Annotated in this window: 23 protein-coding genes; 22 read left to right on the forward strand and 1 reads right to left on the reverse strand. The window is 64.5% G+C overall.

Annotated elements, in window-relative coordinates; translation table 11 throughout:
• The first annotated feature begins 1 nt into the window (after position 1).
• From nuoE to IVB54_RS18525, 22 genes are all read left to right on the forward strand, one after another.
• Positions 2-613, forward strand: coding sequence for an NADH-quinone oxidoreductase subunit NuoE (gene nuoE, locus IVB54_RS18420; protein ID WP_018455089.1), 612 nt, complete (start codon positions 2-4; stop codon positions 611-613).
• Positions 613-816: a hypothetical protein gene (locus IVB54_RS18425; protein WP_026232874.1), complete on the forward strand. Its 204-nt coding sequence runs from the start codon at positions 613-615 to the stop codon at positions 814-816. The genes nuoE and IVB54_RS18425 overlap by 1 nt, the downstream gene beginning before the upstream one ends.
• A 15-nt stretch (positions 817-831) precedes the next feature.
• Positions 832-2,157 carry an NADH-quinone oxidoreductase subunit NuoF gene (nuoF, locus tag IVB54_RS18430; protein ID WP_018455087.1) on the forward strand — a complete coding sequence of 442 codons (1,326 nt, stop codon included), beginning with the start codon at positions 832-834 and terminating at the stop codon, positions 2,155-2,157.
• Positions 2,158-2,162: 5 nt separating this feature from the next.
• On the forward strand, positions 2,163-4,238 hold the full coding sequence (gene nuoG, locus IVB54_RS18435) for an NADH-quinone oxidoreductase subunit NuoG (protein WP_247362609.1): 2,076 nt from the start codon (positions 2,163-2,165) through the stop codon (positions 4,236-4,238).
• Positions 4,239-4,242: 4 nt separating this feature from the next.
• Positions 4,243-5,310: an NADH-quinone oxidoreductase subunit NuoH gene (gene nuoH, locus IVB54_RS18440; RefSeq protein WP_018455085.1), complete on the forward strand. Its 1,068-nt coding sequence runs from the start codon at positions 4,243-4,245 to the stop codon at positions 5,308-5,310.
• A gap of 14 nt (positions 5,311-5,324) precedes the next feature.
• Positions 5,325-5,813 (forward strand): NADH-quinone oxidoreductase subunit NuoI, encoded by a 489-nt coding sequence (gene nuoI, locus IVB54_RS18445; protein ID WP_026232873.1) that lies wholly within the window; start codon positions 5,325-5,327, stop codon positions 5,811-5,813.
• A gap of 9 nt (positions 5,814-5,822) precedes the next feature.
• Complete coding sequence (locus IVB54_RS18450) at positions 5,823-6,461, forward strand: NADH-quinone oxidoreductase subunit J (RefSeq protein ID WP_018455084.1); 639 nt, start codon at positions 5,823-5,825, stop codon at positions 6,459-6,461.
• Positions 6,458-6,766, forward strand: a complete 309-nt coding sequence (gene nuoK / locus IVB54_RS18455; RefSeq protein ID WP_007603558.1) for an NADH-quinone oxidoreductase subunit NuoK — start codon at positions 6,458-6,460, stop codon at positions 6,764-6,766. Before IVB54_RS18450 ends, nuoK begins: the two co-directional genes overlap by 4 nt.
• A gap of 61 nt (positions 6,767-6,827) precedes the next feature.
• On the forward strand, positions 6,828-8,927 hold the full coding sequence (nuoL, locus tag IVB54_RS18460; protein ID WP_247298475.1) for an NADH-quinone oxidoreductase subunit L: 2,100 nt from the start codon (positions 6,828-6,830) through the stop codon (positions 8,925-8,927).
• Positions 8,928-10,436 (forward strand): NADH-quinone oxidoreductase subunit M, encoded by a 1,509-nt coding sequence (locus IVB54_RS18465; protein ID WP_018455082.1) that lies wholly within the window; start codon positions 8,928-8,930, stop codon positions 10,434-10,436.
• A 22-nt stretch (positions 10,437-10,458) separates the two neighbouring features.
• Entirely contained in the window at positions 10,459-11,895 is a 1,437-nt protein-coding gene (gene nuoN, locus IVB54_RS18470; RefSeq protein ID WP_018455081.1) for an NADH-quinone oxidoreductase subunit NuoN, read from the forward strand.
• 1 nt (position 11,896) lies between these two features.
• On the forward strand, positions 11,897-12,703 hold the full coding sequence (locus IVB54_RS18475) for a biotin--[acetyl-CoA-carboxylase] ligase (RefSeq protein WP_247777426.1): 807 nt from the start codon (positions 11,897-11,899) through the stop codon (positions 12,701-12,703).
• Positions 12,703-14,373 (forward strand): ribonuclease J, encoded by a 1,671-nt coding sequence (locus IVB54_RS18480; RefSeq protein ID WP_247777427.1) that lies wholly within the window; start codon positions 12,703-12,705, stop codon positions 14,371-14,373. Before IVB54_RS18475 ends, IVB54_RS18480 begins: the two co-directional genes overlap by 1 nt.
• 12 nt (positions 14,374-14,385) lie before the next feature.
• The gene (gene mce, locus IVB54_RS18485) at positions 14,386-14,790 is read left to right on the forward strand and encodes a methylmalonyl-CoA epimerase (protein ID WP_018455078.1); all 405 of its coding nucleotides are present in this window, start codon (positions 14,386-14,388) and stop codon (positions 14,788-14,790) included.
• Between the two features lie 9 nt (positions 14,791-14,799).
• Positions 14,800-15,075: a DUF1467 family protein gene (locus IVB54_RS18490; protein ID WP_018455077.1), complete on the forward strand. Its 276-nt coding sequence runs from the start codon at positions 14,800-14,802 to the stop codon at positions 15,073-15,075.
• A gap of 28 nt (positions 15,076-15,103) precedes the next feature.
• The gene (locus tag IVB54_RS18495; protein WP_007603574.1) at positions 15,104-15,451 is read left to right on the forward strand and encodes a hypothetical protein; all 348 of its coding nucleotides are present in this window, start codon (positions 15,104-15,106) and stop codon (positions 15,449-15,451) included.
• Positions 15,452-15,486: 35 nt separating this feature from the next.
• On the forward strand, positions 15,487-16,767 hold the full coding sequence (gene mtnK, locus IVB54_RS18500; protein WP_018455076.1) for an S-methyl-5-thioribose kinase: 1,281 nt from the start codon (positions 15,487-15,489) through the stop codon (positions 16,765-16,767).
• A gap of 134 nt (positions 16,768-16,901) precedes the next feature.
• Complete coding sequence (locus IVB54_RS18505; protein WP_039799326.1) at positions 16,902-18,488, forward strand: ABC transporter substrate-binding protein; 1,587 nt, start codon at positions 16,902-16,904, stop codon at positions 18,486-18,488.
• Positions 18,489-18,548: 60 nt separating this feature from the next.
• Positions 18,549-19,472, forward strand: coding sequence for an ABC transporter permease (locus tag IVB54_RS18510; protein WP_085384783.1), 924 nt, complete (start codon positions 18,549-18,551; stop codon positions 19,470-19,472).
• Complete coding sequence (locus IVB54_RS18515) at positions 19,469-20,290, forward strand: ABC transporter permease (RefSeq protein WP_007603580.1); 822 nt, start codon at positions 19,469-19,471, stop codon at positions 20,288-20,290. The genes IVB54_RS18510 and IVB54_RS18515 overlap by 4 nt, the downstream gene beginning before the upstream one ends.
• Entirely contained in the window at positions 20,287-21,267 is a 981-nt protein-coding gene (locus IVB54_RS18520) for an ABC transporter ATP-binding protein (RefSeq protein WP_018455073.1), read from the forward strand. The genes IVB54_RS18515 and IVB54_RS18520 overlap by 4 nt, the downstream gene beginning before the upstream one ends.
• A complete protein-coding gene (locus IVB54_RS18525) occupies positions 21,260-22,402 on the forward strand; it encodes an oligopeptide/dipeptide ABC transporter ATP-binding protein (protein WP_051112980.1) in 1,143 nt (380 codons plus the stop codon). The genes IVB54_RS18520 and IVB54_RS18525 overlap by 8 nt, the downstream gene beginning before the upstream one ends.
• On the opposite strand, the gene IVB54_RS18530 is transcribed toward IVB54_RS18525, so the two are convergent.
• Entirely contained in the window at positions 22,317-22,940 is a 624-nt protein-coding gene (locus tag IVB54_RS18530) for a LysR family transcriptional regulator (protein WP_026232872.1), read from the reverse strand. The two genes, IVB54_RS18525 and IVB54_RS18530, sit on opposite strands and share 86 nt — an antisense overlap.
• Positions 22,941-23,034 lie beyond the last annotated feature (94 nt).

The raw sequence follows: 23,034 nt of genomic DNA on the forward strand, positions 1-23,034 counted from the left end.
GATGTCCGTTCGCCGATTAGCACCGAAGGAAGTCCAGCCCGCGAGCTTTGCGTTCACGGAGGAGAACCTCGCGTTCGCCAAGCAGCAGATCGCGAAATATCCGGCCGGACGCCAGGCTTCGGCCGTCATCGCCATCCTCTGGCGGGCGCAGGAGCAGCACGACGGCTGGGTCTCGGAAGCCGCGATCCGCGTCATCGCCGACATGCTCGACATGCCCTATATCCGCGTGCTCGAGGTCGCCACCTTCTACACGATGTTCCAGCTCGCCCCGGTCGGCAAGAAGGCCCACGTCCAGGTCTGCGGCACCACGCCGTGCCGCCTGCGCGGCGCCGAGGATCTGATCCACGTCTGCGAGCACCGCATTCATCACGAGCCCTTCCATCTCTCCAAGGACGGCAATTTCAGCTGGGAGGAGGTGGAGTGCCTCGGTGCCTGCGTGAATGCGCCGATGGTGCTGATCGGCAAGGATACCTATGAGGATCTGACCAAGGAAAGCTTCGGCAAGGTGCTCGATGGCTTTGCCTCGGGCAACCCGCCCAAGCCCGGTCCGCAGAACGGCCGCCAGTTCTCGGCGCCGACCGGTGGGCCGACAACGCTGAAGGAAATCACCTGATGCGTGATCTCTCACCGCCAGTTGAAGGGAGCAGTGTTGTGAAGAAGTGGGGCTTCGTCGCAATGCATTCCGCCGTGGCGGCCACATTCATTTTCCTGCTTCAGCGCTTCGCCCTGAACGCGTCGCTGGAATCCAGTCTGCTCTGGGCGCTGACCTTCGCCGTCTGCGCCGCCGGGCTTGCCTACAAGCAAGCCAACCGTTGATCGGAAAGCACTGACATGCTCGAGGACAAGGACCGCATCTTCAAGAACCTCTACGGCCTCCACGATTGGGGGCTCGAGGGCGCGCGGCGCCGCGGCGCCTGGGATGGTACGAAGAACATCATCGACAAGGGCCGTGACTGGATCATCAACGAGATGAAGGCGTCGGGGCTGCGCGGCCGCGGTGGCGCCGGCTTCCCGACCGGCCTGAAATGGTCGTTCATGCCGAAGGAATCGACCGACGGAAGGCCGAGCTATCTCGTCGTCAACGCCGACGAATCCGAGCCCGGGACTTGCAAGGATCGCGAGATCATGCGGCACGATCCGCATCTCCTGATCGAGGGCTGCCTGATCGCGAGCTGCGCGATGAACGCGCATGCCTGCTACATCTATGTCCGCGGCGAGTTCATCCGCGAGCGCGAGCATCTCCAGGCGGCGATCGACCAGGCCTATGAGGCCAAGCTGGTCGGCAAGGACAACGTCAACGGCTGGCCGTTCGACATCTACGTCGCCCACGGCGCCGGCGCCTATATCTGCGGCGAGGAAACCGCGCTGCTCGAGAGCCTCGAAGGCAAGAAGGGCCAGCCGCGCCTGAAGCCGCCGTTCCCGGCCAATGTCGGCCTGTACGGCTGCCCGACCACCGTCAACAATGTCGAGTCGATCGCGGTTGCGCCGGACATCCTGCGCCGTGGCGCGGCATGGTTCGCCGGCATCGGTCGTCCGAACAATGTCGGCACCAAGCTGTTCTGCATCTCCGGCCATGTCGAGCGGCCCTGCAACGTCGAAGAGGCCATGGGCATTCCGTTCCGTGAGCTGATCGAGAAGCATTGCGGCGGCATCCGCGGTGGCTGGGACAACCTCAAGGCCGTGATCCCCGGCGGCTCCTCCGTGCGCATGGTGCCGGCCGAGCAGATCATCGACACGCCGATGGATTTCGACAGCTTGAGCAAGCTGCGCTCGGGTCTCGGCACCGCGGCCGTGATCGTGATGGACAAGTCGACCGATTTGATCCGCGCCATCGCCCGCATCTCCTATTTCTACAAGCATGAGAGCTGCGGCCAGTGCACGCCGTGCCGCGAAGGCACCGGCTGGATGTGGCGCGTCTTGACCCGCATGGCCGAAGGCCGCGCCCACAAGCGCGAGATCGACATGCTGCTGGAAGTCACCAAGCAGGTCGAAGGTCACACCATCTGCGCGCTCGGCGACGCGGCGGCGTGGCCGATCCAGGGCCTGATCGCGCATTTCCGTCATGAGATCGAAGCGCGCATCGACCAATATTCGCACAAGTCCGACATCGACGATATCGGCGTCCGCGATCCCGTGAACATGGTCGCGGCGGAGTAGAGAGAATGACCAAGCTCATCATCGACGGTAAAGAGATCGATGTCCCCGCCGAATACACGCTGCTCCAGGCGTGCGAAGCGGCCGGCGCCGAGATTCCGCGCTTCTGCTATCATGAGCGGCTGTCGATCGCCGGCAATTGCCGGATGTGCCTCGTCGAGGTGAAGGGCGGCCCGAAGCCGGTCGCGAGCTGCGCCTGGGGCGTGCGCGATTGCCGTCCGGGTCCCAAGGGCGAGCCGCCGGAGATCTCCACCCGTTCGCCGATGGTGAAGAAGGCGCGCGAAGGCGTGATGGAATTCCTTCTGATCAACCATCCGCTGGATTGCCCGATCTGCGATCAGGGCGGCGAGTGCGACCTCCAGGACCAGGCGATGGGCTACGGTGTCGACACCAGCCGCTTCGCCGAGAACAAGCGCGCGGTCGAGGACAAATATCTCGGCGCGTTGGTCAAGACCTCGATGAACCGCTGCATCCAGTGCACCCGCTGCGTCCGCTTCTCGGCGGAAGTGGCCGGCGCCCCCGAAATGGGTGCGACCGGCCGCGGCGAGGACATGGAGATCACGACCTATCTCGAGCACGCGCTGACCTCGGAATTGCAAGGCAATCTCGTCGACATCTGCCCGGTCGGCGCGCTGACCTCGAAGCCCTATGCTTTCGCCGCGCGCCCGTGGGAGCTCGGCAAGACCCAGTCGATCGACGTGATGGACGGCGTGGGATCCGCGATCCGCGTCGACACCCGCGGCCGCGAAGTGATGCGTATCCTGCCGCGCATCAACGAGGCCGTGAACGAGGAGTGGATCTCCGACAAGACCCGTCACGTCGTCGACGGCCTGCGCACCCAGCGTCTCGACCGGCCCTATATCCGCGAAGCCGGCAAGCTGCGCGCGGCGAGCTGGCCCGAGGCCTTTGCCGCGATCGCCGCGAAAGCGGCCCGCACCGACGGCAAGCGCATCGGCGCGATCGCGGGCGACCTCGCTGGCGTCGAAGAGATGTTCGCGCTGAAGGACTTGCTGGCCAAATACGGCTCGGCCAATCTGGCGGTGCAGGGCGGCGACGCCTTCGATCCCGCGCTCGGCCGCGGCTCCTACATCTTCAATCCGACGCTCGCCGGCGTCGAGCAGGCCGATGCGCTGCTCATCATCGGCGCCAATCCGCGGAAAGAAGCGGCCGTGTTCAATGCCCGCATCCGCAAGCGCTGGCGCGCCGGCGGCTTCAAGGTCGGCGTGATCGGCGCCAAGCCCGACCTCACGTACGACTATGATCACCTCGGCGCGGGCACCGACACGCTGGGTGAGCTCGCGGCCGGCAAGCACTCCTTCATGGACGTGCTGAAGAACGCCAAGAACCCGATCATCCTGGTCGGTGCTGGCGCCGCCTCGCGCCACGACGGCGCCGCCATTCTCGCAGCCGCGGCCAAGCTCGCACTCGACGTCGGCGCGCTCAAGGACGGCTGGAACGGCTTCGGCGTCCTGCACGAGAGCGCCTCGCGCGTCGGCGCTCTCGATATCGGCTTTGTCGCTGGTCAGGGCGGGCTGAATGCGGCGCAGATGACGACGTTCGGGACGCTCGATCTGCTGTTCCTGCTCGGCGCCGACGAGATCAAGCCGTCGGACGGCACCTTCGTCGTCTATATCGGCACCCACGGCGACCGCGGCGCCCATCGGGCCGACGTGATCCTGCCAGCAGCCGCCTATACCGAGAAGTCCGCGATCTACGTCAACACCGAAGGCCGCGTGCAAATGACCGGACGCGCCGCATTCCCGCCGGGCGAGGCCCGCGAGGACTGGGCGATTGTCCGCGCGCTGTCGGAGGCGCTCGGCAAGAAGCTCGGCTATGACTCGCTTTCGGCCCTGCGCCAGGCGATCTTCAAGGCCGTGCCGCATCTGATGCGTCTCGACCAGATCGAGCCCGGCTCGGCCGACCAGATCAAGAAGCTCGCGGGGAAGGGCGGCACGACGGAGAAGGCCCCGTTCAAGCCGCTTGTCGAGGACTTCTATTTGACCAACCCAATCGCGCGTGCGTCCGCCGTGATGGCGGAATGTTCGCGGCTTGCCTCCGGGCAGATGCTGACCGCAGCGGAGTGAGCCGATGGAATTCTTCGAAAGCGCATTCTGGACCGGGTTCCTCTGGCCGCTGATCATCATGATCGCGCAGAGCGTCCTGGTGCTGGTCGTTCTGCTGGTGGCGATCGCCTACATCCTGCTCGCCGACCGCAAGATCTGGGCGGCGGTGCAGATCCGCCGCGGCCCGAACGTGGTTGGTCCCTGGGGCCTGCTGCAATCCTTCGCCGACCTCCTGAAGTTCGTGCTGAAGGAGCCGATCATCCCGTCCGGCGCCAACAAGGGCGTGTTTCTTCTTGCTCCCTTGGTCTCGTGCGTGCTCGCGCTCGCGGCCTGGGCGGTGATCCCTACCAATCTCGGCTGGGTGATCTCCGACATCAACGTCGGCGTTCTCTTCATCTTCGCGATCTCGTCGCTGTCGATCTACGGCATCATCATGGCCGGCTGGTCGTCGAACTCGAAATATCCGTTCCTCGCGGCGCTGCGCTCGGCGGCGCAGATGGTGTCCTACGAGGTCTCGATCGGCTTCGTCATCATCACGGTGCTGCTCTGCGCCGGCACGCTGAACCTCTCGGCCGTGGTCGAGGCGCAGCATGTCCGCGGCCTCGCCAGCCTGATCGGGCTGCCGCAGCTCACCATCCTGAACTGGTACGTCTGGCCGCTGTTCCCGATGTTCGTGATCTTCTACGTCTCGGCGCTGGCTGAAACCAACCGCCCGCCGTTCGACCTCGTCGAAGCAGAATCCGAGCTCGTCGCCGGCTTCATGGTCGAGTACGGCTCGACGCCGTATCTTCTGTTCATGCTCGGCGAGTATGTCGCGATTGCCACGATGTGCGCGATGGCGACGATCTTGTTTCTCGGAGGCTGGCTGCCGCCGGTGGACCTGCCGCCCTTCAACTGGGTGCCGGGGATCATCTGGTTCTCGCTGAAACTATTCTTCATGTTCTTCCTGTTCGCGATGGCCAAGGCGATCGTGCCGCGCTACCGCTACGATCAACTGATGCGCCTCGGCTGGAAAGTGTTCCTGCCGTTGTCGCTGGCGATGGTGATCGTGGTGGCCGGTGTGCTGCACTTCGCCGACATCGCGCCGAAGTGAGGGCCGTCATGGGTATCAACATCAACGCCACTGCACGCTCGCTTCTGCTGTCGGAATTCGTCTCGGCGTTCTTCCTCGCCATGCGCTATTTCTTCCAGCCGAAGCCGACGCTGAACTATCCCTTCGAGAAGGGCCCGATCTCCCCGCGCTTCCGCGGCGAGCATGCGCTGCGCCGCTATCCGAACGGAGAAGAGCGCTGCATCGCCTGCAAGCTGTGCGAAGCGGTTTGCCCGGCCCAGGCCATCACCATCGAGGCCGGTCCGCGCCGCAACGACGGCACCCGCCGCACCGTGCGCTACGACATCGACATGGTGAAGTGCATCTATTGCGGCCTCTGCCAGGAAGCCTGTCCGGTCGACGCCATCGTCGAAGGTCCGAACTTCGAGTTCGCGACCGAGACCCGCGAGGAACTGTTCTATGACAAGGCCAAGCTGCTCGCCAATGGCGACCGCTGGGAACGCGAGATCGCGAAAGCGATCGAACTCGACGCGCCGTACCGGTGAGATGAGAGCATGATCCTTCCCGCGCTGTTCTTCTATCTGTTCGCCGGCGTCTGTGTCGCCTCGGCGGTGATGGTGATTGTCTCGCGCAATCCCGTGCACTCGGTGCTGTACCTGATCCTGGCCTTCGTCAACGCCTCCGGTCTGTTCGTGTTGATGGGCGCCGAATTCCTCGCGATGATCCTGATCGTCGTCTATGTCGGTGCGGTCGCGGTCCTGTTCCTGTTCGTGATCATGATGCTCGACGTCGACTTCCTCGAGCTGCGCGAGGGCTTCATCGAATACCTGCCGGTCGGCCTCGTGATCGGCGGCATCTTCCTGTTCGAGCTGCTGCTCACGGTCGGCTTCTGGGTCATCAACCCCGGCGTCGCCAAGACGATCACGGCGGCGATCCCGACCAACGTCTCCAATACCGAGGCGCTCGGCCTGGTGCTCTATACCAAGTACATCCACTACTTCCAGCTCTCGGGCATGGTGCTGCTGGTCGCGATGATCGGCGCCATCGTGCTGACGCTGCGGCACAAGGCGAGCGTCAAGCGGCAGGACATCAACATTCAGAACGCGCGCACGCCCGAAATAGCGATGGCGATACGCAAGGTGGCGCCGGGGCAGGGGCTCCAGGACTCTGACGCGGCGGAGTGGGTGAAATGACGATCGGGCTCGGACACTATCTTGCGGTCGGCGCGATCCTGTTCACGCTCGGGATCCTCGGCATCTTCCTGAACCGCAAGAACATCATCGTCATCCTGATGTCGATCGAGCTGATCCTGCTCGCGGTCAACGTCAACCTCGTGGCGTTCTCGACCTTCCTCGGCGACATCGTCGGGCAGGTCTTCGCGCTCCTGGTGCTCACCGTCGCGGCCGCTGAAGCCGCGATCGGTCTCGCCATCCTGGTGGTCTATTTCCGCAACCGCGGCTCGATCGCGGTTGAGGACGTCAATCTGATGAAGGGCTGATCGCATGATCCGGAAAAGTGGACACCGGTTTTCCGACCAGATCATGCGGAAAGAGTAAATCATGGTCCAGGCAATCGTCTTCCTGCCTCTGCTGGGCGCCATTCTGGCTGGCCTGATCGCGCTGTTCGGCGCGCATGCCCGCAACCCCTCGGGCGACACGGTCGAGCATCACGATGATCACGGTCATGGCGCGCACGCCCATGCGTCGGACACGATCAACGAGGATGCGTCGGTCGTCCACGAGACTCATCACGAACCCGGAGATGGCCACGACGACCACCACGTCTCCGAGCCGCCCGCGGCGGGCTCGCGCGCTGCCGAGCTGATCACCACGGCGTTGCTGTTCGTGTCGGCGGCGCTGTCCTGGATGACGCTGGTCGATGTCGGCTTCATGCACCACGACATGCGCATTCCGCTGCTGCCGTGGATCCTCTCCGGCGATCTCCAGGTCTACTGGACGCTGCGGGTCGACACGCTCACCGCCGTGATGCTGGTGGTCGTGACCACCGTGTCCTCGCTCGTGCACCTCTATTCCATCGGCTACATGGACGAGGATCCGAACCGGCCGCGCTTCTTCGGCTATCTCTCGCTGTTCACCTTCGCCATGCTGATGCTGGTGACCGCCGACAACCTCGTGCAGCTGTTCTTCGGCTGGGAAGGCGTGGGTCTGGCAAGCTACCTCCTGATCGGTTTCTGGTACCAGAAGCCGTCGGCGAACGCCGCCGCCATCAAGGCCTTCGTGGTCAACCGTGTCGGCGATTTCGGCTTCGCGCTCGGCATCTTCGCGATCTTCCTGCTGGCCGGCTCGACCGATTTCGAGACCATCTTCCACGCTGCGCCCGGGTTGACCGGCAAGACCATCGACTTCCTCGGCTGGCACGCCGACGCGCTGACCCTGACCTGCCTGCTGCTGTTCATGGGCGCGATGGGCAAATCGGCGCAGTTCCTGCTGCACACCTGGCTGCCGGACGCGATGGAAGGCCCGACCCCGGTGTCGGCGCTGATCCACGCCGCGACCATGGTCACCGCCGGCGTCTTCATGGTGGCGCGCCTGTCGCCGCTGTTCGAACTCGCGCCGAACGCGCAGGCCGTCGTGATGTTCTTCGGCGCCACTACGGCGTTCTTCGCGGCGACCATTGGCCTGGTCCAGAACGACATCAAGCGCATCGTCGCTTACTCGACCTGTTCGCAGCTCGGCTACATGTTCGTGGCGATGGGAGCAGGGGCCTATTCGGTAGGCATGTTCCATTTGTTCACGCACGCCTTCTTCAAGGCGCTGTTGTTCTTGGGCTCCGGCTCGGTGATCTACGCGATGCATCACGAGCAGGACATCCGCAACATGGGCGGCCTGTGGCGCAAGATCCCCTACACCTACGCGGTGATGGTGGTCGGCACGCTCGCGCTCACGGGATTCCCGCTGACCGCGGGCTATTTCTCCAAGGACGCGATCATCGAGTCCGCCTACGCCTCGCACAATCCGTTCGCGATGTACGGCTTCCTGATGACGGTCGTCGCGGCCGGCCTGACCTCGTTCTACTCGTGGCGCCTCATCTTCAAGACCTTCCACGGCGAGCCGCATGACGAGCACCACTACGAGGCCGCGCATGAAGCGCCGATCTGGATGCTGATCCCGATCGGTGTGCTTGCGGTCGGCTCCATCCTGGCCGGCTTCCCGTTCAAGGAGCTGTTCGCCGGTCACGGCATCGAGGAGTTCTTCCGCGAGTCCGTGAAGATGAACCCGCATATCATCGAGGAGATGCACCACATTCCCGAGACCATCGCCTTCCTGCCGACGGTGATGATGGTGCTGGGCTTCCTGGTGTCATACCTGTTCTACATCCGCCGGCCTTATCTGCCGGTCGAGCTCGCGAACACGCAGCCAATGCTGTACAAGTTCCTGCTCAACAAATGGTACTTCGACGAGCTCTACGACATCATCTTCGTCCGTCCGGCGAAGTGGATTGGCTATCAGCTCTGGAAGAAGGGTGACGGCTTCATCATCGACGGTCTCGGCCCCGATGGCGTCTCAGCCCGCGTGCTGGACGTCACCCGCAACGTCGTGAAAATCCAGACCGGCTATCTCTACCACTACGCGTTCGCCATGCTGATCGGTGCCGCCGGCCTGATCACCTGGTTCATGTTCGGCTTTGGAGGCCAGTAAATGACGACCTGGCCAATTCTATCCGTCACGACGTTCCTGCCGCTGGTCGGCGCGCTGATCGTCTATCTCAGCCGTGGCGACGACGAGGCGGCCCGGCGCAACTCGCGCTGGATCGCGCTGTGGACCACGCTGATCACCTTCGCTGTGTCGGTGATCCTGGTCATGCGGTTCGATGCGTCGAGCGCCGACTTCCAGTTCGTCGAGAAGGCGAACTGGCTTGCCACCGGCATCACCTACCACATGGGCGTGGACGGCATCTCGTTGCCGCTGGTGATCCTGACCACCGCCATCATGCCGTTTTGCATCATCGCGAGCTGGAAGGCGATTACCAACCGCGTCCGCGAATACATGATGGCGTTCCTGATCCTGGAAACGCTGATGATCGGCACCTTCTCGGCGCTCGATCTCGTGCTGTTCTACCTGTTCTTCGAAGGCGGCCTGATCCCGATGTTCCTGATCATCGGCGTCTGGGGCGGTCCGCGCCGGGTCTATGCATCTTTCAAGTTCTTCCTCTACACGCTGCTCGGCTCGGTGCTGATGCTGCTCGCGATCATGGCGCTGTACTGGAACGGCGGCACCACCGACATCCCGACCCTGATGCACACCGCCGTGCCGCGCTCGCTGCAGACCTGGGCGTGGCTCGCCTTCTTCGCCTCGTTCGCGGTGAAGATGCCGATGTGGCCGGTGCACACCTGGCTCCCCGACGCCCACGTCGAGGCGCCGACCGCAGGCTCGGTGGTCCTGGCCGCGATCCTTCTGAAGATGGGCGGCTACGGCTTCCTGCGCTTCTCGCTGCCGATGTTCCCGCTGGCTTCGCACGACTTCGCGCCGCTGGTCTTCACGCTTTCGGCCATCGCCATCATCTACACCTCGTTGGTGGCGCTGATGCAGGAGGACATGAAGAAGCTGATTGCGTACTCCTCGGTGGCGCATATGGGCTTCGTCACCATGGGCATTTTCGCCGGTACCATGCAGGGTGTCGCCGGCGGCGTGTTCCAGATGATCTCGCACGGCATCGTCTCCGGCGCGCTGTTCCTCTGCGTCGGCATCGTCTACGACCGCATGCACACCCGTGAGATCGCGGCCTATGGCGGCCTCGTCAACCGGATGCCGCTCTACGCGCTGACCTTCATGGTCTTCACCATGGCCAATGTCGGCCTGCCCGGCACCTCCGGCTTCGTCGGCGAGTTCATGACGCTGCTCGGTACCTTCAAGGTCTCGATCCCGACCGCGTTCTTCGCCACCTTCGGCGTGATCCTGTCGGCCTGCTACGCGCTGTGGCTCTACCGCAAGGTCGTGTTCGGGGCGCTGGTCAAGCCGTCGCTGGCGAGCATGAAGGATCTCACCTTCCGGGAGGGCTTGACGCTGTTCCCGCTGATCGCGCTGACGATCCTGTTCGGCATCTATCCGAAGCCGGTGCTCGACATGTCGGCGGCCTCGGTCCAGCAACTCGTCAACAATTACAACACCGCTGTGACGGCCGTGAAGGCCGCCGCACTGCTCCAGTGAGCGGGCAGGTCAGGATATCGCCATGAGCTTTGAGACTGCAGGTTATCAACTGGCGCCGGTGCTGCCCGAGCTCGTGCTCGCGGTCGGGGCGATGGCACTCCTGATGCTCGGCGCCTATCGCGGGCAGGAGACCACCAAGACGGTCACGACGCTTGCGGTGCTGCTCCTGATCGTTGTCGGCGTGCTCGAATACATGCTGCCCGCGGGCAAGCACGTGACCTTCGGCGGCAGCTTCATCGTCGATGATTTTGCCCGCTTCATGAAGATCCTGGCCCTGATCGGCTCGGCGGTGACGCTGGTGCTGTCGACCGAGTTCCTGTCGGATCCGTCGCGCCGCATCTTCGAATATGCGATCCTGGTGCTGCTCTCGACTCTCGGCATGATGGTGCTGATCTCGGCCGGCGATCTGATCTCGCTTTATCTCGGCCTCGAATTGATGTCGCTGGCGCTCTACGTCGTCGCGGCCTCGAACCGCGACAACGCCAAGTCGACCGAAGCCGGCCTGAAGTACTTCGTGCTCGGCGCGCTGTCCTCGGGCATGCTGCTCTACGGCTCCTCGCTGATCTACGGCTTCACGGGCACGGTGGCCTTCACCGGCATCGCGGCGGCCGCGACGATCTCGAATGTCGGCCTGTTGTTCGGCCTGGTGTTCCTGCTCGCCGGCCTCTGCTTCAAGGTCTCGGCGGTGCCGTTCCACATGTGGACACCCGACGTCTACGAGGGCGCACCGACGCCTGTGACAGCCTTCTTCGCCTCGGCCCCGAAAGTGGCCGCGCTCGCGGTCTTCACCCGCGTCACGCTGACCGCATTTCCGGGCATCGTCTCGCAGTGGCAGCAGATCCTGGTGTTCGTGTCGATCGCCTCGATGGCGCTGGGCTCGTTCGCCGCGATCGGCCAGAGCAACATCAAGCGCCTGATGGCCTATTCCTCGATCGGCCATATGGGCTTTGCCCTGGTCGGACTTGCCGCAGGCACGGTCGAGGGCGCGCAGGGCGTCTTGATGTACATCGTGATCTATGTCGCGATGACGCTGGGCTCCTTCGCCATCATCCTGGCGATGAAGCGGAACGGCCAGCCGGTCGAGCAGATCAGCGATTTCGCAGGTCTCTCTCGGACCAATCCGCTGCTCGCCTTCATGTTCGCGATGCTGCTGTTCTCGCTCGCCGGCATCCCGCCGCTCGCCGGCTTCTTCGCCAAATGGTACGTCTTCGTCGCCGCCATCAAGGCGAACCTGTTCACGCTCGCCGTGATCGGCGTGCTCTCCAGCGTGGTCGGCGCCTACTACTATCTCAGCATCGTCAAGACGATGTATTTCGACGAGCCGGCCGGGCAGGTCGATCCGGTGCGCGTCGAAGTCAAGACGGTGCTGGCGGTCGCGGGCCTGTTCAACATTCTGTTCGCCCTGTTCGCGGGCCCGGTGGTGAGCGTCGCCTCCGCCGCCGCCAAGTCGCTGTTCTAGGATGGCATTCGCGCTCGGTCCTCGTGCGGCGTCGGCGGGCTACAAGCTCGCAGCTTTCGAACGGACCGGCTCGACCAACACGGAGGCGATCGAGCACGCGAGGGGCGGCGAACGCGGCCCGATGTGGTTCGTGACGTCGGAGCAGACCGCCGGCCGTGGCCGCCGTCAGCGCCCCTGGATCGCACCCAAGGGCAACCTTGCAGCTAGCGTCCTCGAAGTCCTCGACGTCGCCCCTTCCGTCGCCGCGACGATCGGCTTTGCGGCCGGGCTGGCCGAGGAGGCCGCCCTGGAGAAGGTTAGCCTGGAGGCTGCACTGCGCCTCGGCGAGGGCCGTCCCCGCTACGCCCTGAAATGGCCGAACGACGTGCTGGCCGGCGGCAAGAAGCTGGTCGGCATCGGCCTGGAGGCCGAAGCCATCGGCGACCGTCTTGCCATCGTCGTCGGCATCGGCACCAACGTCGTCGCCGCGCCCGAGGGTACGCCGACGCCTGCGGTGTCGCTGGCCGCGCTCGGCGTCCAGATCAGCGCGGAGGAGCTGTTCTCGGCGCTCTCCGATGCCTGGGTGGAATTCCGCGGTATCTGGGACAATGGCCGTGGCTTTGCCGAAATTCGCAAATTGTGGCTGGAGCGCGCCGCCGGCCTCGGCGAGCGGGTCGCGATCCACACGGGAGTGATGACGCTGGACGGCATTTTTGACACGATCGACGACACCGGCTGCCTGATCGTCCGCACGGTGGAGGGCCGGCGCGTGCCGGTCGCCGCGGGCGAGGTGTTCTTCGGCACGGCCGCCTCCGTGGGAGCTGCGTGATGGCGAAGCCTGAAGAACTGGTATTTGCACCGCTCGGCGGGGTCGGCGAGATCGGCATGAATTTGTCGATCTACGGCCTCGGCAACCGCCAGCAGCGCGCCTGGCTGGCGATCGATCTCGGCGTCTCCTTCGGCGACGAGGAGCATCTGCCGGGCATCGACCTGATCATGCCCGACGTCAGCTTCCTGGAGAAGGAACGCAAGAATCTGATGGGGCTGGTGCTGACCCACGCCCATGAGGATCATTTCGGCGCCATCATCGACCTTTGGCCGAAGCTGAAATGTCCGATCTACGCGACGCAGTTCAGCGCCGCGCTGTTCGAGGCCAAGTGCGCCGCCGAGCGCAATGCGCCCAAGATCCCGGTGACGGTGGTGCCGTCGGGCGGGCGCGTCGATATCGGTCCGTTCAACGTCGAGTTCATCCCGGTCGCGCATTCGATTCCGGAGTCGCATGCGCTGGCGATTCACACCGAAGTCGGCACGGTGCTGCACACCGGCGACTGGAAGATCGATCCGACCCCGATGATCGGCCGCCCGACCGACGAAAAGCGGCTGCGGGAGCTCGGCGATGCGGGCCTGCTCGCCCTGATCGGTGATTCCACCAACGCCGTGCGCGACGGCCGCTCACCCTCGGAAGCCGAGGTTGCGAGCTCCATCACCGAGCTCGTCAAGGCCGCCAAGGGCCGCGTCGCGGTCACGACCTTTGCCTCCAATGTCGCGCGCCTCAAGGCCGTCGCCATCGCTGCGAAGGCCGCCGACCGTGAGGTCGTCGTGGTCGGCCGCGCCATGGAACGCGTGGTGCAGGTCGCGCGCGAGACCGGCTATCTCGACGGCGTGCAGAGTTTCCGCTCCGCCGAGGTCTACGGTCATCTGCCGCAGGACAAGGTGCTGGCGCTCTGCACCGGCAGCCAGGGCGAGCCGCGTGCCGCGCTGGCGCGCATCGCCAATGACGACCATCCCGAGATCACGCTCAACCGTGGCGACAGCGTCATCTTCTCCTCGCGCACCATTCCCGGCAACGAGAAGGCGGTCGGGGCCATCATCAATGGCCTGGTCTTGCAGGGCGTGGAGGTCATCACCGACCGCGACCAGCTGGTCCATGTCTCCGGTCATCCCCGCCGCGACGAATTGCGCGACATGATCGCCTGGACCAGGCCGCAGCTCCTGATCCCCGTCCATGGCGAGGCCCTGCACCTGAACGAGCACGCCAAGCTCGCGCGTGCCGCCGGCGTGCCGCGCGTGCTGGTCTGCCGCAACGGCGATCTCGTCAAGCTCGGCCCCGGCGATCCCGGCATCATTGGGCAAGTGCCTGCGGGCCGTCTCTACAAGGACGGCACGATTCTGGAGGACTCCAAGTCCCGCGCGGTGGGCGAGCGGCGCCGCATGGCCTTCTCCGGCTGCGCCTTTGTCGCCATCGCCATGACGGAGCAGGGCGAGCTTGCCGACGATCCCGCGGTCGAACTCGTCGGTATCCCCGAGAAGAACAAAGCGGGCGAGCCCTTCGACGACCTCGTCTTCGACGCCGTGGTCTCCACCGTCGAGGGCCTGCCGAAGGCGCGCCGTCGCGACCCGGATGCGCTGGCGGAGTCGGTGCGACGCGCTGTCCGCTCCGTGATCAACGAACATTGGGGCAAAAAGCCCCCCTGTCTGGTACATGTGCTGACAGTGTAACGGGAGAGAAACATGCTGGGCCGGCTCAACCATGTCGCGATCGCGACCAAGGACGCCGTCAAGGCCGCCAAAATCTATGGCACCGCATTCGGGGCCCAGATCTCGGAGGCCGTCGCGCTGCCCGAGCATGGCGTCACCACGGTGTTCGCGACGCTGCCCAACACCAAGATCGAGTTCATCGAGCCGCTCGGCGAGGCCTCGCCGATCGCAAAGTTCCTGGACCGCAACGCCGACGGCGGCATCCACCACGTCTGCTACGAGGTGGTCGACATCATCGCCTCGCGCGACACGCTGGTGAAGGAGGGGGCAAGGGTGCTCGGCGACGGCGTGCCGAAGATCGGCGCCCACGGCAAGCCGGTGCTGTTCCTGCACCCGAAGGATTTTTCCGGCGCGCTGGTCGAAATCGAGCAGGCATAGGCCGAAGCCATGGCCATCCAGATATCAACCGCGATCGCGATCTACTTCGTCATCTGGTGGGTCGCGCTGTTCCTGACGCTGCCGTTTGGCGTGCGCAGCCAGCACGAGGACGGCGTCGGAGTGCCGGGCAGCGACCCCGGCGCGCCGATCCTGACGCGGATGGGGGGCAAGCTGATCTGGACCACCATCATCTCGGCGGTCATCTACGGGATCGCCATGGTCGCCTATCACGCCGGCTATTTGTCGATCGAGCGCCTGTCGAAATTGATGGGCATGCCGTTTTAATTTCGTGGTTGGCTTGGTTGGGGGAAGAATGACTTTTCAGAGGATCGTCGTCGCGCTTCTAGTGCTGATCGTCGCCGGTCTCGGCGCCATCGGCTATTTCGAGTGGAAGATGGCCGTGCAGGTGCGCACCCTGAAGGCGTTCGTCGAGGGCTATGTCTTCAACGAGGCCGTGATCGCCTGCGAGCAGGCCAAGAGCTCGACCCCATTCAAATGGAACGGCGGCAAGAGCACCGCGGTGATCGGCCTGAACTCGGTCAAAACAGACAAATACACCGTCAGCGCCAGCTACACGCTGGTGGCGGACAGCGTCTATTGTGATTACGATCCGATCAAAAGAAAGGCCGAGATCGGCTCGAGCTTCCTGGAGCGGGAGTAACGATTCGGCCATGCCAAGCATGGGATGGGATCGTCATGGCGCAGGGGCAGGGGGACTACCGGATTTTGCATGAGGCGGCGTTGCGGGACTATCTCGCGGGCGTTGCGGATCTCGCCGCGACCCTCGGCGGCGAGCCGGCCTCCTGGTCGATCACCGAAGTCGGCGACGGCAATCTCAATCTCGTTTTCATCGTCAAGGGCGGCCGCGGCGGCATCGCCGTGAAGCAGGCGCTGCCCTATGTCCGCCTCGTCGGCGAGAGCTGGCCGCTGCCGTTGTCCCGGGCTCATTACGAATATCTCGCTTTGTCGCGGCAGGCCGAGCTCGCGCCCGGCCTCGTGCCGGCGCTGCTGCATCACAACGAGGCCCTGGCGCTGACGGTGATGGAGCTGCTCGAGCCCCACATCATCATGCGCAAGGGGATGGTTGCGGGCTCGCAGTATCCGCGCTTTGTCGATGACATCACCACCTTCATGGCGCGGACATTGTTCTTCACCTCCGACCTCGCGGTGTCGGCGGCCGAGAAGAAGCAGGGCATCGCAGCTTTCGCCGGCAACCATGCGCTGTGCAAGATCACCGAGGATCTGATCTTCACCGATCCTTACCGCGTCGCCGAGCAGAACCGCTGGACTGCGCCGTATCTCGATGCGCTCGCCGCAGAGCTTCGCGAGGATATGGACCTCCACGTCGCGATCTCCCGGTTGAAGCTGAAGTTCATGGCGAGCCCCGAGGCGCTGCTCCACGGCGACCTGCACACCGGCTCGATCATGGTCACGGGCGGCGAGACGCGGGTGATCGACCCCGAATTCGCGTTCTACGGCCCGATGGGTTTCGATGTCGGCGCCGTGCTGGCCAACCTCCTGATGGCCTATTTTGCCTCCGCCGGGCATGAGCGCACGCCGGGCGAACGGCGTGCTTTCGAGGCCTGGGTGCTGGAGACGGTGGAAACGGTCTGGAACGATTTTACGCGAAAGTTCCTCGAGCTCTGGCGCGCTGGCGCCGCAGGCGATGCCTATCCCGCCTCACTGTTCGCCGGCGAGACAGGCGCGGCACGGCTGGAAGCCGAGCGGCAGGCCTACATGCAGCGGCTGTTCGCGGACACGGTCGGCTTCGCCGCGGCAAAAACCATCCGCCGCATCTTCGGCCTCGCCCACAATATCGACTTCGAGCTGATCGAGGATCCGCGCCGGCGCGCGATCAGCGAAGCACGCGCCGTCAGGCTGGCAAGGGCGATGATGCTCGAGGTGGGGGCGTTTCCGACCATCGCGGATGTCACCGCTGCAGCGCGAAAATTGCGCGACTGGCAGCCGGAGTTCTAGCGGGCTTCTGCGCAAATCGGTGGGGCCCGCGCGCGACGCTCGCATACGTCAACCCCTTCAAGACGCTTGCGCTCGACGTGCCGTGGATGGTCAACTCTCGGACCAGAGCACGCTGCGTTGTCGGAGGGACCATGATGTTCAGGATAGTGGCGATCATCGCGGGTTTGGGGCTGGCACTGGTGGCCTCGGCGGAGGCCCAGACGCCGCGCAAGGGCGGAACCATCCGCATGACCGCGCCTTATGGCTCGAGCTTCACCAGCCTGGACATTCTTACCACGCAGCGCGCCCAGGACGAGATCTACGCCAAGGCGCTGCACCGGTCGCTCTACATCTGGAATTCCACGGAAGGCAAGCCGGTTCTGGAGCTTGCCAAGGAGGACGTCGTCTCGGGCGGAGGCCTCGTTCATACCTTCAAGCTGCGCGACGACGCCTATTTCCACAACGGCCGCAAGATGACGGCCGACGACATCATCTGGACCTACAACCGCATCATGGACGGCACCAAGGCTTATCCCGGTGCGCGCTATGTCCGCGTGATCGAGGGCGCGGCGGCGGTCGAGAAGGGCCAGGCCAAGGAGATCTCCGGCCTGAAGAAAATCGACGACTTTACCTTCGAGATGAAGCTGACCGAGAAGGTCGATCCAGGTTTCTACTTCTGGAACGCGATCACGTCGATCTATCCCGCCGACGAGGCCGCCAAGGAGAGCTTTCTCCAGAAGCCGATCGGTCTTGGACCCTTCAAATTCGTCGAGCACGTGCCGGGGTCGCGCATCGTTCTGGAGCGCTGGGATCGGTTCTACAAGCCCGGCAAGCCCTACGCTGACAAGATCATCGTGTCGGTCATGGGGGAGGCCGCGGCACGCGATGTCGCCTTCCGCAACAAGGAGATCGACACCTCGGTGCTGGGACCGGCGCAATATGTCGCCTATCAGAACGACGCCGACCTCAAGGGCACGGTCGTGGAAGTCGCCGAGGTCTTCACCCGCTACATGGGGATGAATCCCGCGTTCAAGCCGTTCGCCGACAAGCGGGTCCGGCAGGCGATCAACTACGCGATCGACACCGACCTGATCATCAACAAGCTGGTCAAGGGCAAGGCCTACCGGGCCACCAGCTGGCTGCCGCTCACCTCTACCGCCTACGACAAGGCCATGAAGCCCTACGCCTTCGATCCCGCCAAGGCCAAGCAGCTGCTCGCCGACGCCGGCTATCCCTCAGGCTTCGAATTCGAATGGACCACCAGCCAGAACGAGAGCTGGGGTCTGCCGATCGTCTCGGCCGTGATCCCGATGCTGGACAGGGTGGGCATCAAGGCCAAGGTCAAGCAGGTCGAGACCGCGGTGCTGGCGGAGGTGGTTCGCAGCGGCGACTACCAGGCCTTTGTCTATTCGCAGGCGACCGGACCCGATCCGCAGGCCGCCCTCAAATGCTTCCACTCATCGACACCGCAGTCGGCCTGCAACTACATGAACTTCAAGAATGCCGAGTTCGACAAGCTGATCGACGAGGCGGGGCAGTCCGATGACGCTGCAAAGCGTACCCAGCTGCTGCAGAAGGCCAATGCTGTTCTCTACGAAGAGGCGCCGGTCTGGTTCTTCAACTACAACAAGGCGGTCATGGCCGTGCAGCCGTGGCTCAAGGGGGTTCAGCTGAATGCGACCGAACTGACCCATCAGAACGTCGAAGACCTCTGGGTCGACGAGACCTCGCCCGCGAAGTGACACGCGCTCTCGCGCTCCCTCCGTCGCCATGAACGACGGAGGGAGAGAGGAAAAGTGCCGATGCTCTCCTTCCTGTTCCGCCGCCTGCTGCAGACCATTCCGACCGTGCTCGCAGTGGTGGCTCTGGTGTTCGTGCTGTTCAGCGTCGTTCCCGGCAGCATCGTCTCGTCGATGAGCGACGATGCCGATCCGCAGGTCGAGCTGCGCATGAAGAAGCAGCTCGGGCTCGACGATCCCGTCTATGTCCGCTTCGGCGCCTACATCGCCAAGCTTGCGACCGGTGATTTCGGAACGTCGTTCCGGACGCGCGAGCCTGTGACGTTCATGATCGCCAAGCGGATATGGCCGACGCTCCAGCTCATCTTCACCGCCATGGCGTTTTCCGTCGTGATCGGTGTTCCCCTGGGTTTCATCGCCGCGCTGAAGCCGGGGGGTATCGTCGACACGCTGGCCATGGTCGTGGCGGTATCAGGCCTTTCGATCGCCAAATTTTGGCTCGGACTGGTGCTGATGTACTTGTTCGCGTTGAAGCTCGGCTGGCTGCCGAGTTTCGGCTATGGCGATGGCGGACTGAAATATCTGATCCTCCCGGCCGTGACGCTCGGCGTCTCGCCGATGGCGCTGTTCGCGCGGACGACACGCGCCGCGGTCCTCGAGATCATGACCGCGGATTTCGTCCGCACCGCGCGCTCCAAGGGCATGAGCGAGACCCGAGTCGTGAAGTGGCATGTGATGCGCAACGCGCTTGTCATCATTCTCACCACCGTTGGCCTGCAGTTCGGCGCGCTGATGGGGCAGGCGGTCGTGGTCGAGAAGCTGTACTCCTGGCCGGGCATCGGCTCGCTGCTGGTCGACAGTGTCCTGCAGCGCGACATTCCGGCCGTCCAGGGCTCCATTCTTGTCGTGGTGCTGTCCTTTCTCGCTATCAATCTGCTGATCGACGTGCTCTACGGCGTGATCGATCCCAGGATCAGATACGCATGAAGCTCCGCGCCAATCTCATCATCGGTGGCGCGCTGTTCGCGCTTGCGATCCTGGTCGGCCTGCTCGCGCCATGGCTGGCGCATACCGATCCTGTCCTCGACGCCAATCTGCTCAACGCGGAAGAGCCTCCGAGCTGGACTTGGTGGTTCGGCACCGACGACCAGGGCCGCGACATCTATTCCCGCGTCGTCTATGGCGCGCGGGTTTCGCTGACGGTCGGCATCGTCTCGCAGCTCATCAATAGCGTCATCGGCGTCGCGTTGGGCCTGAGCGCCGGCTATTGGGGCGGCTGGTGGGACGATGTCGTCAACGGCCTGACCAATCTCATGCTCGCGATCCCCTCGCTGATCTTCGCGTTGGCCATCATGGCGGTGCTCGGTCCCGGCCTGACCAGCCTGCTGATCGCACTCGGCTTGACCAACTGGTCCTTCACGTGCCGGATCGCGCGGGCCTCGGCGCTGTCGCTGAGGAGCCAGGGCTATGTGCAGGCCGCGACCGTGCTCGGCTACGGCGATCTCCGCATCATGATCACGCAGCTGCTGCCGAACATGCTAGGGCCGATCGTCGTCATCGGCACGCTCGGCATGGGCAGCGCGGTCTTGTCCGAAGCCGCGTTGTCGTTCCTCGGCCTCGGCGTCCGCCCGCCGTTTCCGAGCTGGGGCAGCATGTTGTCGGATGCCCGCGATCAGATCACGACCGCGCCGTGGCTCTCGGTGTTTCCCGGCCTTGCGATCTTCCTGACGGTGCTCGGCCTCAATCTGCTCGGTGACGGCCTGCGCGACATTCTCGATCCGCAATCGCGGAGCCGGCGCACATGACCCGCACGCCGCTGATCGAAGTCGAGGATTTGCGTATCGATCTCGACGATGGATCGCGGCGCGTTGCGGCGGCCGAGGGCATTTCATTCCGCATCGATCGCGGCGAGACGTTCGGCCTTGTCGGCGAATCCGGCTGCGGCAAAAGCATCACGGCGCTGGCCTTGATCGGCCTGTTGCGGCAGCCGTTGTCGATCGGCGGCGGTGTCATCCGGTTTGAGGGACGGGAGATCCAGCACCTTTCAGCCGCCAGGCAACGGGATCTGCGCGGCAATCGCATCGCCATGATCTTCCAGGAGCCGATGACGGCGCTCAACCCGGTCTCGCCGGTGGGCCGGCAGATCGCCGAGATGTTCGTGCTGCACAAGGGCAAGAGCTGGCGGGAAGCCGATAGACTGGCGGTCGAGGCGCTGGCGAGCGTGCGCGTTCCCGCCCCGGAGCGGCGCGTGAAGGATTACCCGCACCAGCTGTCCGGCGGCATGCGCCAGCGCGTGATGATCGCCATCGCGCTCGCTTGCGGTCCGGATCTCCTGATCGCCGACGAGCCGACCACGGCGCTCGACGTGACCGTGCAAGCCGAAATCATCGAGCTGATGCGGAATCTGTGTGCCGAGCGGGGAACCGCAATCCTGATGATCAGCCACGATCTGGGGCTGGTCGCCAATGTCTGCCGCCGCGTGGCCGTGATGTATGCCGGCCGCATCGTCGAGGAGCGCGGCTCGGCCGATATTTTCCGGGCACCCTCGCACCCCTATACGCGAGGCCTGGTTGCCTCGCTGCCGCGGCTCGGCAGTCGCGCAGCGCTTGGCCGCACCCGCCTGACGGAGATCGCGGGTGTGGTCCCGGCCATCACGAATTTCCCCAACGGCTGCCGGTTCAATCCGCGTTGCGCGCAGGCGACCGATATTTGCCGGACCACCCCGCCGGAAGCGGATTTGCTGGACGCCGGCGGCCTGGTCAGGTGTCACCACCATGCATGAGCCGCAAGCTAGTTTGGTTGAAACACGGCCGGACGACGATGTCATTCTCAGCGTCAGAGATCTCGCGGTCCATTTTCCGCTCGGAGGCGGCCTGCTCGGGCGCGGCCGGCGGCTGCTCCGTGCCGTTGACGGCGTCGATCTCACCCTGAAGCGGGGCGAATGCCTCGGCCTCGTCGGCGAGTCCGGCTCCGGCAAGTCGACGGTCGCATTGTCGATCCTTGGCCTCGTGACCCCGACGCGCGGCCGCATCGTGCTGGACGGACAGGACGTGACCAACCGACCATCCGGCGATCGGAAGGCGCTGGCCCGCATCGTGCAGATCGTGTTTCAGGATCCCTACGCCTCGCTCAATCCGCGCCAGACCGTTCGCCGCACGCTGGAAGATCCCCTGCGCGTGCATGGCGTCACGGCCAAGAGCGAGATCGAGGACCGCGTCGCGAAGATGCTGCGGCATGTGGGCCTGCGGCCGGAGCAGGCCGACCGCTACCCGCATGAATTCTCAGGCGGCCAGCGCCAGCGCATCGGCATTGCGCGTGCGCTGATCCTCAATCCGAAGATCGTCATCTGCGATGAACCGGTCTCGGCGCTCGACGTCTCGATCCGCGCCCAGATCATCAATCTGCTGCTGGAATTGAAGGAAACGCTCGGCCTCTCCTACATCATGATCAGCCACGATCTCGGCGTCGTCGAACACATGAGCGACAAGGTCGCCGTGATGTATCTCGGCCGCATCGTCGAGAACGGCCACTGGCGCGAGATCTTCGAACGGCCCGCGCACCCCTATACGCAAGCCCTGATCGCCGCCATCCCCGATCCCTTGCGCCATGCGCCGCTGGCGACGACAGGGGGCGACCTTCCCAACCCGCTCAATCCGCCGAACGGATGCGCATTCAGCCCGCGATGCCGGTATGCGGAGGCTGTGTGTCGGCGCGAGCCGGGGCCTGTGCTTGAAACGCGGGCGGACGGGCACGCGGTGAGGTGTTGGCGAAGTGACGAAATTGGTGCAGCGAGCGTCGCTCTATCTCCGTTACCCTCCGTGCCGGTCGAGCCTATCGTCTGCCACCAACCAGACGAGGGCGGCGATTCGCTATCGAGTTCTCCGCCGGCAGCGCACGCAGCCACGCGCGAAAACTGACGATCTCCGGACAATCCGCGGTGCCTTCAGGCGAAACCAGCCAATCACCCAAACCCGATCCCTGATCGATCCGGTCGCAGCGATAGCCGGGATGGTGGCCGAGGCCGCGGGCGAGCAACAGGTCGACCTTGCCTTCGACCAATTCGTGCAGGCCGGCCGGGTGCAGCACCCGCAAGCCGATCTCCGCATGCGTGCTGCGAAACGCCGCCAGGTCGAGGCGGCGGAGGTCGAAGCCGCCATGGATGCCCAATTGCAGCAGCACCGCACCTGCCGGTTTCAATTGCGAGGTCGCCTCCGCAATGTGGCGAAAGCCTTCGGAGACGCCGGGCAGATAGGCCTGACCGGCGACGGTGAGGACGAGCTGCTTATGCAGCCGCTCGAAGAGCTGCACGCCGAGGCGCGCCTCCAGCGCCTTCACCTGCTGCCCCACGGCGGCGGGCGTCACGTGCAGCTCGTGTGCGGCCAGTTTGAAGCTGAGATGCCGCGCGGCGGCCTCGAAGGCGCGCAGCGCGTTGAGTGGGGGAAGGGCGTAGGTCATCGGGCTCCATTTTGACACTGATGGGCTGTGGCCTTGCAATAGATTTTCTTGCGCTGAACCGCAGCAATGATGCTTTGCGGAGCGGTGATGGCGC

Origin of the sequence: Bradyrhizobium sp. CW1 (genome assembly GCF_023100665.1) — a bacterium.
Taxonomy (GTDB): Bacteria; Pseudomonadota; Alphaproteobacteria; order Rhizobiales; family Xanthobacteraceae; genus Bradyrhizobium; species Bradyrhizobium canariense_D.

Coding starts and splice junctions, on each gene's coding strand:
- nuoK (WP_007603558.1), top strand. CDS start 6,458: ATGACGATCGGGCTCGGACACTATCTTGCGGTCGGCGCGATCCTGTTC.
- IVB54_RS18475 (WP_247777426.1), top strand. CDS start 11,897: ATGGCATTCGCGCTCGGTCCTCGTGCGGCGTCGGCGGGCTACAAGCTC.
- IVB54_RS18510 (WP_085384783.1), top strand. CDS start 18,549: ATGCTCTCCTTCCTGTTCCGCCGCCTGCTGCAGACCATTCCGACCGTG.
- IVB54_RS18525 (WP_051112980.1), top strand. CDS start 21,260: ATGCATGAGCCGCAAGCTAGTTTGGTTGAAACACGGCCGGACGACGAT.
- nuoF (WP_018455087.1), top strand. CDS start 832: ATGCTCGAGGACAAGGACCGCATCTTCAAGAACCTCTACGGCCTCCAC.
- IVB54_RS18530 (WP_026232872.1), bottom strand. CDS start 22,940: ATGACCTACGCCCTTCCCCCACTCAACGCGCTGCGCGCCTTCGAGGCC.
- nuoN (WP_018455081.1), top strand. CDS start 10,459: ATGAGCTTTGAGACTGCAGGTTATCAACTGGCGCCGGTGCTGCCCGAG.
- mce (WP_018455078.1), top strand. CDS start 14,386: ATGCTGGGCCGGCTCAACCATGTCGCGATCGCGACCAAGGACGCCGTC.
- IVB54_RS18425 (WP_026232874.1), top strand. CDS start 613: ATGCGTGATCTCTCACCGCCAGTTGAAGGGAGCAGTGTTGTGAAGAAG.
- IVB54_RS18505 (WP_039799326.1), top strand. CDS start 16,902: ATGTTCAGGATAGTGGCGATCATCGCGGGTTTGGGGCTGGCACTGGTG.
- IVB54_RS18490 (WP_018455077.1), top strand. CDS start 14,800: ATGGCCATCCAGATATCAACCGCGATCGCGATCTACTTCGTCATCTGG.
- nuoG (WP_247362609.1), top strand. CDS start 2,163: ATGACCAAGCTCATCATCGACGGTAAAGAGATCGATGTCCCCGCCGAA.
- IVB54_RS18515 (WP_007603580.1), top strand. CDS start 19,469: ATGAAGCTCCGCGCCAATCTCATCATCGGTGGCGCGCTGTTCGCGCTT.
- IVB54_RS18480 (WP_247777427.1), top strand. CDS start 12,703: ATGGCGAAGCCTGAAGAACTGGTATTTGCACCGCTCGGCGGGGTCGGC.
- mtnK (WP_018455076.1), top strand. CDS start 15,487: ATGGCGCAGGGGCAGGGGGACTACCGGATTTTGCATGAGGCGGCGTTG.
- IVB54_RS18465 (WP_018455082.1), top strand. CDS start 8,928: ATGACGACCTGGCCAATTCTATCCGTCACGACGTTCCTGCCGCTGGTC.
- nuoH (WP_018455085.1), top strand. CDS start 4,243: ATGGAATTCTTCGAAAGCGCATTCTGGACCGGGTTCCTCTGGCCGCTG.
- nuoE (WP_018455089.1), top strand. CDS start 2: ATGTCCGTTCGCCGATTAGCACCGAAGGAAGTCCAGCCCGCGAGCTTT.
- IVB54_RS18450 (WP_018455084.1), top strand. CDS start 5,823: ATGATCCTTCCCGCGCTGTTCTTCTATCTGTTCGCCGGCGTCTGTGTC.
- IVB54_RS18520 (WP_018455073.1), top strand. CDS start 20,287: ATGACCCGCACGCCGCTGATCGAAGTCGAGGATTTGCGTATCGATCTC.
- IVB54_RS18495 (WP_007603574.1), top strand. CDS start 15,104: ATGACTTTTCAGAGGATCGTCGTCGCGCTTCTAGTGCTGATCGTCGCC.
- nuoL (WP_247298475.1), top strand. CDS start 6,828: ATGGTCCAGGCAATCGTCTTCCTGCCTCTGCTGGGCGCCATTCTGGCT.